Source organism: Aggregatibacter sp. 2125159857, assembly GCF_017798005.1.
Classification (GTDB): domain Bacteria; phylum Pseudomonadota; class Gammaproteobacteria; order Enterobacterales; family Pasteurellaceae; genus Aggregatibacter.
The window spans coordinates 638,870-655,281 of record NZ_CP072548.1 but is presented as its reverse complement, the minus strand read 5'-3'; the positions used below and the strand labels follow the sequence as shown (position 1 = coordinate 655,281).

General features: G+C 43.4%; 16 protein-coding genes and 2 pseudogenes. 10 read left to right on the top strand and 8 right to left on the bottom strand.

All coding sequences use genetic code 11. The annotated features are described in order from the left end of the window. Positions 1-309 precede the first annotated feature (309 nt). The 8 genes and pseudogenes from J5X96_RS03395 (at position 310) to rnb (ending at position 6,011) form a co-directional block, all read left to right on the top strand. A complete protein-coding gene (locus J5X96_RS03395) occupies positions 310-1,098 on the top strand; it encodes an enoyl-ACP reductase (RefSeq protein ID WP_209364373.1) in 789 nt (262 codons plus the stop codon). Between the two features lie 124 nt (positions 1,099-1,222). Further along, positions 1,223-1,435: pseudogene (locus J5X96_RS09830) on the top strand (exoribonuclease II); the annotation flags it as partial. Next, positions 1,432-1,806 (top strand): annotated as a pseudogene (locus J5X96_RS03385) (Nif3-like dinuclear metal center hexameric protein); the annotation flags it as partial. The pseudogenes J5X96_RS09830 and J5X96_RS03385, both read left to right, overlap by 4 nt. A 117-nt stretch (positions 1,807-1,923) precedes the next feature. Continuing rightward, the gene (locus J5X96_RS03380; RefSeq protein ID WP_021615926.1) at positions 1,924-2,235 is read left to right on the top strand and encodes a YqjD family protein; all 312 of its coding nucleotides are present in this window, start codon (positions 1,924-1,926) and stop codon (positions 2,233-2,235) included. A 96-nt stretch (positions 2,236-2,331) separates the two neighbouring features. Continuing rightward, a complete protein-coding gene (locus tag J5X96_RS03375; RefSeq protein WP_209364372.1) occupies positions 2,332-2,715 on the top strand; it encodes a phage holin family protein in 384 nt (127 codons plus the stop codon). An 11-nt stretch (positions 2,716-2,726) separates the two neighbouring features. Beyond that, complete coding sequence (locus J5X96_RS03370) at positions 2,727-3,005, top strand: hypothetical protein (protein ID WP_209364371.1); 279 nt, start codon at positions 2,727-2,729, stop codon at positions 3,003-3,005. Positions 3,006-3,121: 116 nt separating this feature from the next. Continuing rightward, entirely contained in the window at positions 3,122-3,910 is a 789-nt protein-coding gene (locus J5X96_RS03365) for an enoyl-ACP reductase (protein ID WP_005703676.1), read from the top strand. Between the two features lie 121 nt (positions 3,911-4,031). Further along, complete coding sequence (rnb, locus tag J5X96_RS03360; RefSeq protein ID WP_209364370.1) at positions 4,032-6,011, top strand: exoribonuclease II; 1,980 nt, start codon at positions 4,032-4,034, stop codon at positions 6,009-6,011. Between the two features lie 57 nt (positions 6,012-6,068). Here the strand turns inward: rnb and J5X96_RS03355 are convergent, their stop codons facing one another. The 3 genes from J5X96_RS03355 to J5X96_RS03345 all read right to left on the bottom strand — a co-directional run bounded on the left by J5X96_RS03355 (position 6,069) and on the right by J5X96_RS03345 (position 8,353). Continuing rightward, positions 6,069-6,701 carry an FKBP-type peptidyl-prolyl cis-trans isomerase gene (locus J5X96_RS03355; RefSeq protein WP_209364369.1) on the bottom strand — a complete coding sequence of 211 codons (633 nt, stop codon included), beginning with the start codon at positions 6,699-6,701 and terminating at the stop codon, positions 6,069-6,071. 25 nt (positions 6,702-6,726) lie between these two features. After that, entirely contained in the window at positions 6,727-7,596 is an 870-nt protein-coding gene (gene asd / locus J5X96_RS03350) for an archaetidylserine decarboxylase (RefSeq protein WP_209364368.1), read from the bottom strand. Between the two features lie 274 nt (positions 7,597-7,870). Next, positions 7,871-8,353 carry a Dps family protein gene (locus J5X96_RS03345; protein WP_209364367.1) on the bottom strand — a complete coding sequence of 161 codons (483 nt, stop codon included), beginning with the start codon at positions 8,351-8,353 and terminating at the stop codon, positions 7,871-7,873. Positions 8,354-8,551: 198 nt separating this feature from the next. Here J5X96_RS03345 and J5X96_RS03340 point away from each other — a divergent pair, with 198 nt between their 5' ends. Together J5X96_RS03340 and J5X96_RS03335 are read left to right on the top strand one after the other, a co-directional pair. Further along, positions 8,552-9,712, top strand: coding sequence for an EmrA/EmrK family multidrug efflux transporter periplasmic adaptor subunit (locus tag J5X96_RS03340; protein ID WP_209364366.1), 1,161 nt, complete (start codon positions 8,552-8,554; stop codon positions 9,710-9,712). Between the two features lie 9 nt (positions 9,713-9,721). Next, positions 9,722-11,239 (top strand): DHA2 family efflux MFS transporter permease subunit, encoded by a 1,518-nt coding sequence (locus J5X96_RS03335; protein ID WP_305852108.1) that lies wholly within the window; start codon positions 9,722-9,724, stop codon positions 11,237-11,239. A 7-nt stretch (positions 11,240-11,246) separates the two neighbouring features. Here the strand turns inward: J5X96_RS03335 and J5X96_RS03330 are convergent, their stop codons facing one another. The 5 genes from J5X96_RS03330 to J5X96_RS03310 all read right to left on the bottom strand — a co-directional run bounded on the left by J5X96_RS03330 (position 11,247) and on the right by J5X96_RS03310 (position 16,383). Beyond that, a complete protein-coding gene (locus tag J5X96_RS03330; RefSeq protein ID WP_209364364.1) occupies positions 11,247-11,489 on the bottom strand; it encodes a recombinase RecA in 243 nt (80 codons plus the stop codon). Between the two features lie 57 nt (positions 11,490-11,546). After that, the gene (locus J5X96_RS03325) at positions 11,547-13,247 is read right to left on the bottom strand and encodes a fructose-specific PTS transporter subunit EIIC (RefSeq protein WP_209364363.1); all 1,701 of its coding nucleotides are present in this window, start codon (positions 13,245-13,247) and stop codon (positions 11,547-11,549) included. A gap of 4 nt (positions 13,248-13,251) precedes the next feature. Continuing rightward, on the bottom strand, positions 13,252-14,193 hold the full coding sequence (gene fruK, locus J5X96_RS03320; protein WP_209364362.1) for a 1-phosphofructokinase: 942 nt from the start codon (positions 14,191-14,193) through the stop codon (positions 13,252-13,254). Between the two features lie 2 nt (positions 14,194-14,195). Beyond that, on the bottom strand, positions 14,196-15,749 hold the full coding sequence (gene fruB / locus J5X96_RS03315; protein WP_209364361.1) for a fused PTS fructose transporter subunit IIA/HPr protein: 1,554 nt from the start codon (positions 15,747-15,749) through the stop codon (positions 14,196-14,198). A 112-nt stretch (positions 15,750-15,861) separates the two neighbouring features. Continuing rightward, positions 15,862-16,383 carry a hypothetical protein gene (locus J5X96_RS03310; RefSeq protein ID WP_209364360.1) on the bottom strand — a complete coding sequence of 174 codons (522 nt, stop codon included), beginning with the start codon at positions 16,381-16,383 and terminating at the stop codon, positions 15,862-15,864. Positions 16,384-16,412 lie beyond the last annotated feature (29 nt).

Here is a 16,412-nt window from a genome sequence, read left to right as displayed (position 1 = left end):
TTCGTTAAATTCAAGATTTAGAAAAAAAATCTACCGCACTTAATTCACGCTTTCACCATATTCTCAATTGCCATGCAACCGTTTAAATGAACGGATTGATTCTAGAGTAAAGCGCAGTATAATTCTATGCTTTCATCATATTTTATAGACTGACCACATGTGTTTTAGCTAAATTAGCGTAACATTCAACCGCACTTATTCAGCACTGAATAAGTGCTTTTTAGTTTTGATAAATTAGTCGGCTTTGTATTCAAAAGCGTTTTCGCTTACACTACACCGCGATTTTTAACGCAAATCACAGGAAATATTATGGGTTTCTTAACAGGTAAACGTATTTTAGTTACAGGTCTCGCCAGCAATCGTTCTATCGCCTACGGCATCGCAAAAGCGATGAAAGAGCAAGGTGCAGAATTGGCTTTCACTTATTTAAATGAAAAATTACAACCGCGTGTTGAAGAATTTTCCAAAGAATTTGGCGCAAACATCGTGCTTCCGTTAGACGTTGCCACCGATGAAAGCATTCAAAACTGCTTCGCAGAATTAAGCAAACATTGGGATAAATTCGATGGTTTTGTGCACGCCATCGCCTTCGCACCGGGCGATCAATTAGACGGCGACTATGTGAATGCGGCAACCCGTGAAGGTTATCGCATTGCCCACGACATCAGCGCATACAGCTTCGTGGCAATGGCGCAAGCGGCACGTCCGTATTTGAATCCGAATGCGGCATTATTAACGCTGTCCTACTTAGGTGCAGAACGTGCCATTCCAAACTACAACGTGATGTGTTTAGCCAAAGCCTCTCTTGAAGCGGCAACCCGTGTGATGGCAGCTGATTTAGGTAAAGACGGCATTCGCGTGAACGCCATTTCTGCTGGCCCGATTCGTACCTTAGCAGCTTCCGGCATTAAAAACTTCAAGAAAATGTTGGCAACCTTCGAGAAAACCGCTGCATTACGCCGTACCGTGACAATCGAAGATGTGGGTAACTCCGCTGCGTTCTTATGTTCTGATTTAGCCTCCGGGATCACCGGTGAAATCGTCCATGTTGATGCCGGTTTCAGCATCACCGCCATGGGCGAACTAGGCGAAGAATAATTTTTTCTTCCTTTATTTATTGGCAGGTTTTTTAACCTGCCTTTTCTATTTGTAAGGCGGAGTTCACTCCGCCATTTTATGATGATTTCGGCAGACTCCACTCTGCCCTACGATAAAAATAATTATGTTCCAAGATAATCCATTACTCGCACAACTCAAACAACAAATTCATGACAGTAAAGAACGTGTAGAAGGCACGGTAAAAGGCTCTGATAAAGCCTATGGCTTTTTAGAATGTGATAAAAAAAGCTACTTTATTGCGCCACCTGCCATGAAAAAAGTCATGCACGGCGACAAAATCAGCGCCACGATCGAAAAACAAGGCGGTAAAGCTCAGCCAGCATTCCTGTTTGGGGCGCCTTAAAAGAACCATTAACTGCCGAACAATTTGCCGAACGCATCGAACAGATGTTAAAGCGCAGACCATTAATTTGCACAGAAAACGGACCGCACTTTATCCGCAAAATCGGCATCTGCACCGGTGGAGGTCAAGGTTACATTGATCTTGCTGCAGCCCAAGGTTTTGACGCCTTTATTACAGGCGAAGTCTCTGAGCAAACCATTCACTCCGCTAGAGAACAAAGAATTCATTTCTTTGCCGCAGGCCACCATGCCACCGAACGTTATGGCGTAAAAGCGTTAGGTGAATGGCTGGCAAACGAACAGGGATTTGAGGTGGAATTTAAGGATATGGATAATCCGGCATAACTGATTTACTCTTGACTTCTCTATAAAATATATGTATAGAATAGTAACCATGTAGGAATAAAAGTATTATTTCTACTGGTATTTTAATTATTACATTTTAACAAGAGGAGAAACACTATGAGTAAAGAATTTGATGCAAAACGCAAAGAACTATTAGAAGAACTGAATGACATTTTAAATAATGCTGAAGAGCTTTTTAATGAAAAAAGTGAAGCAGGCGCAGAAGAACTGAAAAAATTGAAAAAAAATTTAAGTTCTCAAATTAAAACAATTAAAGGACAATTTAGTTCTCTTCAAGAAGAAGCCGTTGAAAAAACCAAAGAGGTGATTAAAAGCACCGATACTCTAGTGCAAGAAAATCCTTACAAAGCCATCGGCACTGCTGGTGTTATTGGATTATTACTGGGCGTACTCATCAGTAAAAAATAGTTTCTATTTACTAAAAGAGTTCTACTGAATAATGGCTGCGTTTACTCATTTTCTACGCAGCCACTTTTTCTTTCAGACAGCTCTTAAGGAGACGGAATGCAAATTATACAAAAAATTAAAAATACATTGATTACAACCCTTGAGTTAACACAAATCCGTTTGCAAATGCTTCGGATTGACTTTATCCAGCTAAAAAATTCTTTATTATCATCTCTCATTATTATATTGTTCTCCTCATTACTTTTATTAGTTTCTTTTATCAGCTTGTTATTTGGTTTAGATTCCTATCTTGCCCCAGAAAATAAAATCACCGTATTTTTCTCTATCAGTGTTATTTCCCTATTCATTGTTTTTATTTTAGCCTTTGGGTTATCGCGTTTTTTAAAAAAACAAAAAACATTTATGATGGATACAGTAATAGAGATACAACAAGATATTAGTGCATTAAAAAATATTATAGGTAAATCCAAACAAGAGTAGGAGAAGTGATAATGCGTTTAGAAGAAGAAAAAGAACTTTTAGTACTCAAGGGCAATATATTGCGACTTAAATTACGTTCACAGGGTAATACAACAAAACGAGAAATTTCATCTCCTCTCCAAAATATAAATTTCTTAGGTTCAGTGTTAAATCAACCCTTAATACGTTCTTTACTATTCACGGCAGTAAGTAAAAAACTGTTTACCACCCGCAGCATTGTTGTTACTGGATTAGGCTTAGTTACGCTCTATGCACTTGGCAAACATAGTCAGCATAACCAATCTGAATAAATTAGCTTTTAATAAATTACCCTAACATATCGGAACACTTACTCTGATAATTGCTCCTATAAGGCAAAACAAGTATAATTTCGCCAATTTTTTCACTAAAACAAACAGGAATAATTATGGGTTTCTTAACAGGTAAACGTATTTTAGTTACAGGTCTCGCCAGCAATCGTTCTATCGCCTACGGCATCGCAAAAGCGATGAAAGAGCAAGGCGCAGAATTAGCCTTCACTTATTTAAATGAAAAATTACAACCGCGTGTTGAAGAATTTGCCAAAGAATTTGGCGCAAACATCGTGCTTCCGTTAGACGTTGCCACCGATGAAAGCATTCAAAACTGCTTCGCAGAATTAAGCAAACATTGGGATAAATTCGATGGTTTCGTACACGCCATCGCATTCGCACCAGGCGATCAATTAGACGGCGACTATGTGAATGCGGCAACCCGCGAAGGTTATCGCATTGCCCACGATATCAGTGCCTACAGCTTCGTGGCAATGGCGCAAGCGGCACGTCCATATTTGAATCCTAACGCGGCTTTATTAACCCTTTCTTACTTGGGTGCAGAACGTGCCATTCCAAACTACAACGTGATGTGTTTAGCCAAAGCCTCTCTTGAAGCGGCAACCCGTGTGATGGCAGCTGATTTAGGTAAAGACGGCATTCGCGTGAACGCCATTTCTGCTGGCCCGATTCGTACCTTAGCGGCTTCCGGCATTAAAAACTTCAAGAAAATGTTGGCAACCTTCGAGAAAACCGCTGCGTTACGTCGTACCGTGACAATCGAAGATGTGGGTAACTCCGCTGCGTTCTTATGTTCTGATTTAGCCTCCGGGATCACCGGTGAAATCGTCCATGTTGATGCCGGTTTCAGCATCACCGCCATGGGCGAATTAGGCGAAGAATAATTTTTTCTTCCTTTATTTATCGGCAGGTTTTTTAACCTGCCTTTTCTTTTGTAAGGTGGACTTCAGTCTGCCGTTATTGTTTTTCACTTTATCTGCGGACAAAAATCCGCCCAACGTAATTATGTTCCAAGATAATCCATTACTCGCACAACTCAAACAACAAATTCATGACAGCAAAGAACGTGTGGAAGGCACGGTGAAAGGTACGGACAAGGCTTACGGCTTTTTGGAATGCGACAAGAAAAGCTATTTCATTTCCCCTATTGCCATGAAAAAAGTCATGCACGGCGACAAAATCAGCGCCACGATCGAAAAACAAGGCGATAAAGAACAAGCGGAACCGGAAGCCTTAATCGAGCCGATGCTTACCCGTTTTATCGCGAAAGTGCGGTTCAATAAAGACAAGAAATTACAGGTGCTTGTTGATCACCCTAACATCAATCAGCCCATTGGCGCCGCGCAAAGCAAAGCTGTCAAAGAAGAATTACAGGAAGGCGATTGGGTTGTAGCAACCTTGAAAACTCACCCGTTGCGCGACGATCGTTTTTTCTATGCGCAAATCACGCAATTTATTTGCCACGCCGATGATGAACTGGCACCTTGGTGGGTGACCCTTGCACGTCACGAACAACCGCGTGAACCGGTGCAAGGACAAGATCACTATGAAATGCAGGATCAAGAAACGCGCGAAAATCTGACCGCACTTCACTTCGTCACCATCGACTCTGAAACCACGCAGGACATGGACGACGCCTTGTATATTGAGCCTATCACCTCAAACGGCGAACAAACCGGCTGGCAATTAGTGGTTGCCATTGCCGATCCGACGGCTTATATCAGTTTAAATTCACAAATCGAAAAAGACGCCAAACAACGTTGTTTCACCAATTATTTGCCCGGCTTCAATATTCCGATGTTGCCACGGGAACTATCTGACGAGCTATGCTCCCTCAAACCGAACGAAATCCGCCCGGCATTAGTGTGTTATATTCAAACAGATTTAGCCGGCAACATCACCGCGCCTTCACGATTTGTATTGGCAGAAGTGCAATCTAAAGCCAAATTAGCCTATAACAATGTTTCCGATTACCTAGAAGGCAAAGACAATGCTTGGCAGCCGGAAAATCCGGAAACAGCACAGCAAATTCACTGGCTACACCAATTTACCCTAACCAGAACGCAATGGCGTAAAACCCACGCCCTACTTTTTAAAGAAAAACCGGATTATTCTTTCGTGCTGGCAGAAAACGGCAAAGTGCTAGAAATTAAGGCGGAATACCGTCGTATTGCCAACCAAATCGTCGAAGAAGCCATGATTATCGCCAATATCTGCGCTGCCCAATTTTTACATGAAAACTTGCAATGCGGCATCTTCAATACGCACAGCGGATTCGATAAAAAGTTCTTGGAAAATGCCCACCATTTCTTGTTAGCCAATTTAGCCAATGAGGAAAACAAAGCGGAATTACAAAGCCGTTATGCGCTTGAAAAGCTGGCAACCTTAAACGGCTATTGCCAAATGCGCCATGATATTGAACCGATTGAAGGAGATTATTTGGAATTCCGTTTGCGCCGTTTTCTCACTTTCGCAGAATTTAAAGCGGAATTGTCACCGCACTTTGGCCTAGGCTTAAATGGCTATGCCACGTGGACCTCGCCAATCCGTAAATATTCGGATATGGTGAACCATCGCTTAATCAAAGCCCATTTAGCCAACCGCGATTTCAGCAAACCGGAAGAAAGCGTACTCGCCCGTTTACAAGAAGCACGTCGCCAAAATCGTTTGGTGGAACGTGATATTGCCGATTGGTTATATTGTCGTTATTTGGCGGATAAAGTCGCTGAAAAACCGGAATTTGACGCAGAAGTACAAGATGTGACCCGTGGCGGTTTACGTGTGATGTTGCTAGAAAATGGTGCTTCCATGTTTATTCCCGCCTCAACCTTACATGACAATAAAGAAGAGGTTGTGATTAATCCTGATGAAATCGCTTTTTATGTGAAAGATCAGCGATTATACAAAATCGGCGACCCAATTCGCGTACAACTCACGGAAGTGCGGGAAACGACCCGAAGTATTGTGGGAACCATCGTCAAATAGGAATAAAAAAAAGCCACACGTCAATATCGCGCGTGGCTTTTTTATGAAAGGGATAAATTAAAGAATCTCTAACAATTCCACTTCAAAGACTAATGGGCTAAATGGTGGGATGGCTGCGCCTGCACCACGTTCGCCATAGGCTAATTCGTGTGGGATTGCCAAACGCCATTTGGAACCGACCGGCATCATGGAAAGCGCTTCGATCCAACCTTTGATTACGCCATTAACCGGGAATTCTGCCGGTTGACCGCGAGCGACGGAACTGTCGAATACGGTACCGTCCGGTAATGTGCCGGTGTAGTGAACGCGTACTTTATCGGTTGTAGATGGCACGTTGCCCTTGCCTTCAACTAACACTTCATATTGCAAGCCAGAATCGGTGACTTTCACGCCGTCTTTTTGTTTGTTCGCCTCTAAGAAAGCTTTACCTGCGGCTTCAATTTCTTTGAATTGCGCTTGTTGGGCTTCCGCAGCTTGTTGTTGCAATTGTTGCAACGCTTGGCTGATTTCATTGAAATCTAATGCCGGCGCATGTTGATTTAATACATCGTAAATCCCTTTTGCTACCGCTTCCGCTTTCACCGCTAATTGGCTATCCAATAATTGTTGACCGATTTGCAAACCGATACCGTAACTGCCTTTGGCTTCGGTATCGTCTAATCTCACTTGATTGAAAAATTCTGCTGTCATGTTGTTTTCCTTTCTGTTGATAAAACTATTTCATTGTGGCTAAGATTTCGCCCATTCTTACCGGAACGTCCACCTCTAAATGTTCTGCTAAGGTCACGGAATTCTCCGGGAATAAGTTAATGACGGTTGAGCCCAATTGGAATGCGCCCATCTCTTGGCCTTTGGTTAATTTGATGGCGCTGTCTCCTTGATATGTCCAGACTTTGACTTCACCGGTGCGTGGCGGATTAATGACGCCTGCCCAAACCGTACTCATGCTGGCTGTAATGGTCGCCCCCACGAGGATTTGTACCATTGGGCCGAACGCTGTATCAAAAACACAAATAACGCGCTCATTGCGAGCGAATAAATTTGGCACGTGTTCTGCTAAGAACGGATTGACCGAGAATAAATCGCCCGGCACATAAATCATTTTGCGCAAGGTCGCATCGCACGGCATGTGGACGCGATGATAATCACGCGGAGATAAATAGATTGTCGCAAATTCGCCGTTTTTAAAGGTGTCAACTAATTCTTCATCGCCGGCTAATAAATCAGATAGGCTGAAAAAATGCCCTTTGGCTTGCAATAAACGTTCATCGTCAATATGCCCGATTTGGCTCACACGACCGTCGGCAGGTAAGCAAAGTGCGGTCGGATTTTCATTGATTTTTCGCGCGTCGTCTTTTAACTCACGAATAAAAAATTGGTTGAAACTTTCATAATCGCTAAAGTTCTCTTTTTTTGCTTCGCTCATGTCCACGTTGTATTTCTTCGCGAAAGCCTTGATCACGAAATGTGTTACTGCACCCCATTTTTGTTGGGCAAACCAACCGGCTAATTGGGTTAAATACAGTTGCGGCATAATGTATTGAAAAGCAACTTTCGCACGTTGCCAATAAGTGAATTTCGTCATAATGTCTATTTCTTGTACAATGTTAAAATGAATAAGGGCGTGATTATATCAACTTTTCTTTGCCTTCCAACCTTAATTTATCCAAACGCACAAATAACGACAGTGCCATTCTCCAATGCGTTTAATCGCAATTCTACTTATTGAAAAAAAAAGAGCGGTGAAATATAAAAGGATTTTTATTTGATAAACCGTCCTAAAATTTCACCGCACTTTATCCATAAAAAAACCTGCTTAATCTCAATCAAGCAGGTTTTTCTTTAAAAAATCGCGCAAATTAGTTTGCACAAGTTTGGCAAGCGGCTTGGAACATCCAAACTAATTTTTCTTGTGCTTTAATGTAATCACTCATTTGTGAAACGGTGCCTTCATCGCCGGCATCTGCCGCCAAAGCAAGAATTTCACGTTGTTGAGCCAGTAACACTTTAAAGCCTTCTAGTGTGCCTCTTAAGCAAGCAACTGCAGTGCTCACAGCAATATCTTCCTTAATACGAGAATGGTTTAAATATTGGCTAAACGCATTGTTTGGGGTGTAGCCCAAGGTCAAAATACGTTCTGCCACTTCGTCCACTTTTTCCACTAAATCGGTGTAAATTTCTTCAAATTTTGCGTGTAATTCAAAGAAGTTCACGTCTTTAATGTTCCAGTGATAACCACGCACGTTGGTGTAGAAGACTTGATAAGTGGCTAATAATTCATTTAATTTTGCAGCTAATTCTTTAGATTTTGTGGTATCTAAACCAATAAATGTTTTTGACATGATATGTTCTCCTATACTTTACTTTGTTAATTTATAAAAAGATGAACGATTGAAAAACCTAACACCGTTCGTTTTTGTTGGCGTAAGTATAGAAAAAAGCACATAATAGCGCCAATTGTTAGACTGAATAGAATTGATAGATTATAAAAATCAAATAACTAATAATCATTTTTAAAAGCTATTAAAAAAGGAACATAAATGACAGACGCAAGCCAACCAACTGCTTCCCCCCAAAAAAATACACGCAAAAAAGCCTTAGGCATTTTCTTTTTTCTTCTTATTCTCATGGCGATCGTCGCCGGATTATATTGGTTCTATTTTATTAAGAATTATCAAACCACTGAAGACGCCTATGTGAGCGGTAACCAAGTGATGATTTCTTCGCAAATTGCCGGAAACGTGCGACAAATTAACGTAGAAAACATGGATTTTGTGCATGCGGGAGATGTGTTACTTGAATTGGATGACACAGATTATCAACTGAGTTTTAACCAAGCACAAAATACCTTGGCAAGTGCAGTACGCCAAATGTCGCAGCTTGGCTACACCGTGAAACAACTGGAAGCAACGGTTCAAGCCAACCAAACGGCGTTGACGAAAGCCCAAGGCGATTTAGCGCGCCGTGAACAGTTAGGGAAAAGCGGAGCGATTGATAAAGAATCGCTACAACACGCCAGAGAAGCGGTAATGACAGCGGAAGCCAACTTAAACGCCGTGAAAAACCAACTTGCTGCCAATAAATCCTTATTAATGAATGTGCCTCTGAAAGAGCAGCCGGAAATTCAAAAAGCCATCAGTTCGGTCAAACAGGCGTGGCTCAATTTGCAACGCACGAAAATCACCAGCCCGGTCGATGGCTATGTGGCACGCCGAAGCACACAAGTGGGACAAAAAGTTGCCGTGGGTAGCGCGCTGATGGCAATTATTTCCAACGAACAAATGTGGGTTGATGCTAATTTCAAAGAAACACAATTAAAAGATATGCGAATCGGACAGCCGGTAAAATTATCCTTTGATTTATACGGTCATGATGTGAAATTTGATGGCAAAGTAGAAGGCATCGAAATGGGAACCGGCAGCGCATTTTCTTTGCTCCCCGCCCAAAATGCCACCGGTAACTGGATCAAAGTGGTGCAACGCGTGCCAGTTCGTATTAGCCTAGATGCACAACAAATCGCTAACTACCCGTTGCGTATGGGCTTATCTACCTTGGTTGAAGTGAATATTTCAGATACCCATGGTGAAATGTTATCGCAACAAAAACGTACTGCGCCGCTCTATTCCACCAATACGTTGAATTATGATCAAAGCGCGGTGGAAAATCTCATCGAAAAAATTATTCGTGATAACACAAACTAAGGCTTGCCCATCATGCAAAAACCCATTGAAGGTGCTGCTCTTGGCATCATTACGTTAGCGCTGTCTCTTGCCACGTTCATGCAAGTATTGGATTCCACCATTGCAAACGTGGCGATCCCCACGATTTCGGGCGATCTCGGCGCATCGTTCAGCCAAGGCACTTGGGTGATTACCTCTTTTGGTGTTGCCAATGCCATTTCTATTCCCATTACCGGCTGGCTTGCCAAACGTTTCGGGGAAGTAAAATTATTCCTCATTTCCACCGCACTTTTTGTGTTGGCCTCTTGGTTATGCGGTATTTCTCATAGCTTAGAAATGTTGATTTTATGCCGAATTTTCCAAGGCTTAGCGGCAGGCCCGATTATTCCATTATCACAAAGTTTGCTACTCAATAACTATCCACCGGAAAAACGGGGTATGGCATTGGCATTTTGGTCAATGACCGTAGTCGTTGCACCGATTTTCGGTCCCATTCTCGGCGGTTGGATCAGTGATAATTTACATTGGGGTTGGATCTTCTTTATTAACGTACCGATTGGGCTTGTCATTATCGGTGCCAGCTGGAAAATTTTAATGCCGAGAGAAAGTAAAATTCAGCACCAACCTATTGATACGGTGGGATTAGTCTTATTGGTGTTAGGCGTAGGTTGCTTGCAATTAATGCTGGATCAAGGACGTGAGCAGGATTGGTTCAACTCCACTGAAATCATTATTCTTGCCGTTATTTCTGCCGTTACTTTAACCGCACTTGTCATTTGGGAACTCACGGACGACAACCCGGTGGTGGATATTTCCCTATTCAAGCAACGTAATTTCACTATGGGCTGTTTGTCCACCAGCTTGGCATTTTTAATTTACCTCGGCTCAGTGGTGTTAATTCCCTTGTTGCTGCAACAGGTTTTTGGCTACACAGCGACTTGGGCAGGTTTAGCATCCGCGCCCGTAGGACTGTTCCCGATTTTGTTATCCCCTCTTATCGGCAAGTTTGGACATAAAATCGATATGCGTATTTTGGTCACCATCAGTTTTGTGGTCTATGCCATTACCTTTTATTGGCGTGCCGTTACCTTTGAACCGGGTATGAGTTTTGCCGATGTAGCACTGCCGCAAATGGTACAAGGCTTAGCCGTCGCCTGTTTTTTCATGCCGCTTACCACCATTACGCTGTCCGATTTACCGGCACACAAAATGGCCTCCGCTTCCAGTTTGTTTAACTTTTTGCGAACCCTCGCCGGTTCTATCGGTACTTCCCTTACGACATTCTTGTGGTATAACCGTGAAGCCGTTCACCACTCACAGCTGACCGAAGCCATTACACCGTATAACCCGAACGCACAACAGTATTACCAGATGATGGAGCATTTTGGCATGGGCGAAGAACAAACCTCCTCCCTACTTGCCCGTAACATTACATCGCAAGGGTTTATCCTCGGCGCCAACGAGATTTTTTGGTTATCCGCCTTGCTGTTTTTGGTGTTATTTATTTTGGTCTGGTTTGCCAAACCGCCTTTTGGAAACCGACACTAAAGTGCGGTTATTTTTGAGACATCACTTTTGCCCAATTCACTGCTGTTTCAATCGCCTTTCTGGCTTGTGGGCTATTTCGCCAACAGGTTGAGCCTGTGATTTCGGCGCCTCTTTGGAGAATAAAATCCGGGTTAGTTGTCGCCAGTATTTTGACGTCATCTAATCCCATTTCTCCCAAACGTTTCAAGATCGTTGCACCGATACCTTTTTCAGCTAAAAGGCTGCGTTTTTCTTCTTCACTCCATGGCATACCAGTTCCTTATAAGAGAAAAAATGCGGTAAAAACCTACCGCACTTTTGTTCAACGTTATGCTTCTGCCTTTGGCTTAATCAATGCATAAATCACACCGGTGACGACGGAACCTATGGCGATAGCCGCAAGATACATCAACGGTTCAGAAACAAACGGCACCACAAATAAACCACCGTGCGGCGCTTGCAAGGCAATGCCTAAGCTCATGGAAATCGCGCCGGCAGTTGCGCCACCAATCACACAGCTGATAATCACACGGAGCGGATCGGCTGCCACGAATGGCAACGCACCTTCAGAAATAAAGCACAAACCAAGCACAAAAGAGGCTTTGCCTGCGTCACGTTGATTTGCAGTGAATTTATTGCGCGCTAACCACGTGGCGATTGCCATACCGATCGGTGGCACCATGCCTGCTGCCATAATGGCAGCCATTGGTGTATAAACCTGTGAAGCAATAAGCCCTGTACCAAAAGTATAAGCTGCTTTATTAATCGGCCCTCCCATATCAACACACATCATTGCACCAACAATCGCCCCAAGAATTAAGGCATTTGTTTGCCCCATGGAATTAAGCCACATAATCAAATTATCCATAATAACTTTAATTGGTGGAATAAAAATATACAGCATTAATAAGCCGACTATTCCGGTCCCCAATAAAGGTAAAATTAAAATTGGCTTTAATGATAAAAATGATACGGGTAATTTAATAATTGTATTTAAAAATTTAACAATATAACCTGATAAAAAACCAGCTAAAATCCCCCCTAAAATACCTGCACCGCCCAAAGAAGTAAGGTTACCATCAACTATTCCTAATTCACCTTTATATGCGAGCATTCCTCCAACAAAACCGACAACTAATCCTGGTCTGTCAGCAATTGAATAAGCAACATAACCAGCAAATGCTGCAATCATTAATCCAAAAGCTGTATCACCAATGTATTTAATGTCAAAGGCTAATGTACCTAAATTCTCTTTATCTCCAGAGTAAATACCACCTAATGCAAAAGCAATTGCAATTAATAAGCCACCTGCGACAACAAACGGTAACATGTGCGATACACCTGTCATTAGGTGCTTATAGACGCCTTTCTTCTCGCCGCGTTCTTCGGCTTTCGTCGCAGACGTTGCGCCGCCTTCGTAAATTTTGGCTTCTTTAAAGGCTTTGTCGAATTCTTGCGCAGTTTTCTTCAGCGCAAGTCCTGTAGAGGTGCGATACATTAATTTACCTTTGAATTTGTCCAACGGCACGTCAATATCCGCTGCCACAAACACCAAATCCGCTGCCGCCACTTCTTCTGCCGTGATTTCATTGCCCGCACCCACTTGTCCGCGGGTTTCCACTTTCACCTGCCAGCCTTGTTGTTTGGCGTAGGTTTCGATGGCTTCGGCAGACATAAACGTATGCGCGACGCCTGTCGGGCAAGCGGTCACCGCCACAATATTTTTCATTTTACCGTTAGAAACGACCGCACTTTCAGCAGGCGGAACATAATCCTGCGCCTGTTGAATGGCCTGGTCTAACAAGTTTTCGGGTGCGTTGAAATGTTCGTCAATTTTTGCCAAAAACACTTTTTTGCCATTGAATTGGGCATTATTGGGTAAAACATTCCCCAAAACGATGATCAAATCCGCCGCCTCGGCACTGTCCACGATTTGATGTTGCGCTTGCGCGGCTTTACTTAGCATTTCACGCAATAAAAAGGCTTTGGCGTTACCCAAATTAGCGGATGGAGTCAAATAAATATGCATAAGATTATCCCTCAATGACAGTGATGTTGACATTGTTTAAAATTGGTTCAAGCAAAGTACGGTCAGAAATACCTACGTTACTTTGTGATACAGCAAAGGCAGACACCGCACTGGCAAAGGCAAGGGTGTCTTTTTGTGGAAGACCGTTAATTAAGCCGTAAATCAAGCCCGCCACCATAGAATCGCCTGCGCCCACAGTACTCACCACATTTTCGCATTTTGGCGGTTGCGCTTGGATCACAGCCTTGTCACTTAACCAAACGGAACCTTGAGCGCCCATGGAAATAATCACATTGGAAATGCCCTGCGCTTTTAATTTCTTGGCGGCAGACACAATTTCTTCCAGTGAATTTAAGGTATAACCCACCCAGGCTTCTAATTCGCGATGATTCGGTTTCACCAACCAAGGGCGTGCGCTCAACCCCGCGACTAGCGCTGCATTACTGCTGTCTAATACGACTTTTATGCCCGCCTGATGGAGTTGTTTTAGCCAATCGGCAAACAAGTCCGGCGTCACGCCTCGCGGTAAGCTACCGCACACGGCAACGATGTCGAAGGATTTGCAATACGCGAGAGAATCCACCACAAATTGTTGCCACGCGCTTTCACTGATTTCATAGCCTAAAAAGTTTAAATCGGTAACATCTGCCTCGGTTTCGGTAATTTTCACATTGATTCGGGTTCTGCCTGGCACGCGCTGGAATTTGTCTTGTAATCCCAGTTTGTTGAAAAGCGTAACAAAGTCCCCTTGGTTATCTTCACCAAGAAAACCACCTACCGTGACATCAACGCCTAAATCTTTTAACACTTTCGCCACGTTAATGCCTTTGCCCGCAGGGAAAAGTCCGAGGGTTTCCACGGTGTTGACTTCGCCCAATTCGATACGTTTTAAACGCCCGACCAAGTCATAAGCAGCGTTTAAGGTGATAGTTGCGACGTTTGCCATCATTATTCCCCTAATCCTGCGTTAATTGCGGCCCCGATACCCTCAATAGCTTGTTGTGCTTGCTCCCCGGTGGCGACAAAACGTAAACGATGGCCTTTCACTACACCTAACGCCACCACTTTCATTAAGCTTTTTGCGCTGACAAATGGCGTATTGCGATCGAGATTTTGTACGGCAACATTGGCGTTATATTTTTTCACTTCACTGACGAGAATCGCCGCTGGGCGCGCATGCAATCCATGTTCATTTTTGACTTCAAAAACCCCTTCTACAGATTCACTCAGATTTTCCACCGCACTTTCACCACTTGGCGCAGAAGTTGTTGGCTCAGAAGTGGTTGGTGCAACTTGCTCCATCACTTCAATAGTGTCCGGTTCGCTTGGTGGCACAGCGGAAATCGTTTCGCCAAGCCCTGATGCAATCACTTTACCAATAGCTTCTAGTGCAGCTTGCGCATCCTCGCCCTCTGCCACAAAACGTAAACGATGACCTTGCGTCACGCCCAAGGCGACAATTTTCATCAAGCTCTTAGCACTCACCGGCGCACTGCCGCGCGTGAGATTTTCTACGGTCATTTGAGAAGTAAATTTTTTCACTTCGTTCACTAAAATGGCACTAGGACGGGCGTGTAAGCCGTGTTCGTTACGAATGGTAAAGGTGCCGACAACACGACTTCCCGTGACAGATGGCGTGACAGAAATGGTTGATGTTGTCTGTGTCATCGCTTGCGGAATCGCCTTGCCGTTTAATGCCGCAGCAATCTGTGTACTGTCACCGTTGAGTAACACTTGTTGCACCTGCGGATCCAACAAACGGGCAAGGGTGTCGTTTATTTGATCGTTCACATAGGCGACGGTCACTACGCCATGTACGGCCTTATTATTTAATTGGAAGGGTTGAACTGCACGGCTGAAAGCCAGCGCATTCTTTTGATTGCCAACGGCGGCATCAGTCACCCATAAGCCTTGCGACAACGGCAATGCCGGATTGGCAATGACTTCCGAAACGTACTGATTATTGACCGCACTTTGTTGTTCCAATTTGCCGGCGTTAATGGCGATTAAGGTCAACAGGCTTTGCGTATCCACGTTTAAACTTAGGTTATCGGCATTCACGCTAAAATCGTCCGCTTCGCCCATTAAAATGGCGCGGAATTTTTTTACATCAGTCAATGTGGCCAATTTTGCAGCCGTGTCTTCATCGCCGAGAACATGAGTAAGTTGACGCAATAATGCCAAATGCTCGTCAGAACGCGCCGCAATCCCGATCACCACATAAGCAATATTGCCTTCGCCCCATTCAATCCCTTGTGGAAACTGGAAAATCTGTACGCCGGTATCTTTCACCATGCCACGGGTTTCCAAGGTGCCGTGCGGAATGGCGATGCCATTGCCTAAAAACGTCGATGTTTGTTGTTCGCGCCCTAACATGCCTTGTAAATAACCGCTTTCCACATAACCAGACTGTTCAAGGGCATTTGCCGCCAGCGTAATGGCTTGCTGTTTATTATCGGCACTCGCCGCCAAATGAATGTTACTTTCGGGTAAATTAAACATTCTGTCTCCTTGTTTCTACGAGGGTATCAATGGGGTGCTGAATATTGCAAAAACCTTTCAGCTTAGTTTTAAAATACAAAAAACTGCCGGTAAAAACCGACAGTTTTTTTGATTATTTGCCCGCGCAAAGTTTGAGCAATTCTTCTGAACCTTGCACGATATATTCGTCATTTTCAGACCGCACTTTGCCACGCTGTAAATCTAACATGGCATCATAAATACCTTGGGTCACGCTTGGCGTATCAATATAGCTCCAGCATTTTGCATTTAACTTACCAAAATTGGTTTGTAACGCTGCGGCGTGGATTACGCCACTGTAATACGCATAGATATTCGAGTCATGTCCGCCTTTATGTAATTTTTCTTTGATTTGTTCCACCGGCACAAGAATTCGACCTAAATACCAGTCGTTCGCACCGCTGGCAAAAGAATTCACATAATAATCACGATCAACACGACCTTCATATGTTTCAACCGTTGCCGCATAGGCAGTCGCATAAGATTTTTTATCGATTTTTGATTGTTCTAAATTAATCACCGTTTTTTTATGCGCGGAAGAAAAAGGCAAATAAGAGGAAAACGAACACGCACTCAGCGTGCCAATTAAAAAACAAACAGAAAGTTTTTTTAACATGAGAAACCTTTAAATTTCACTTAACCATA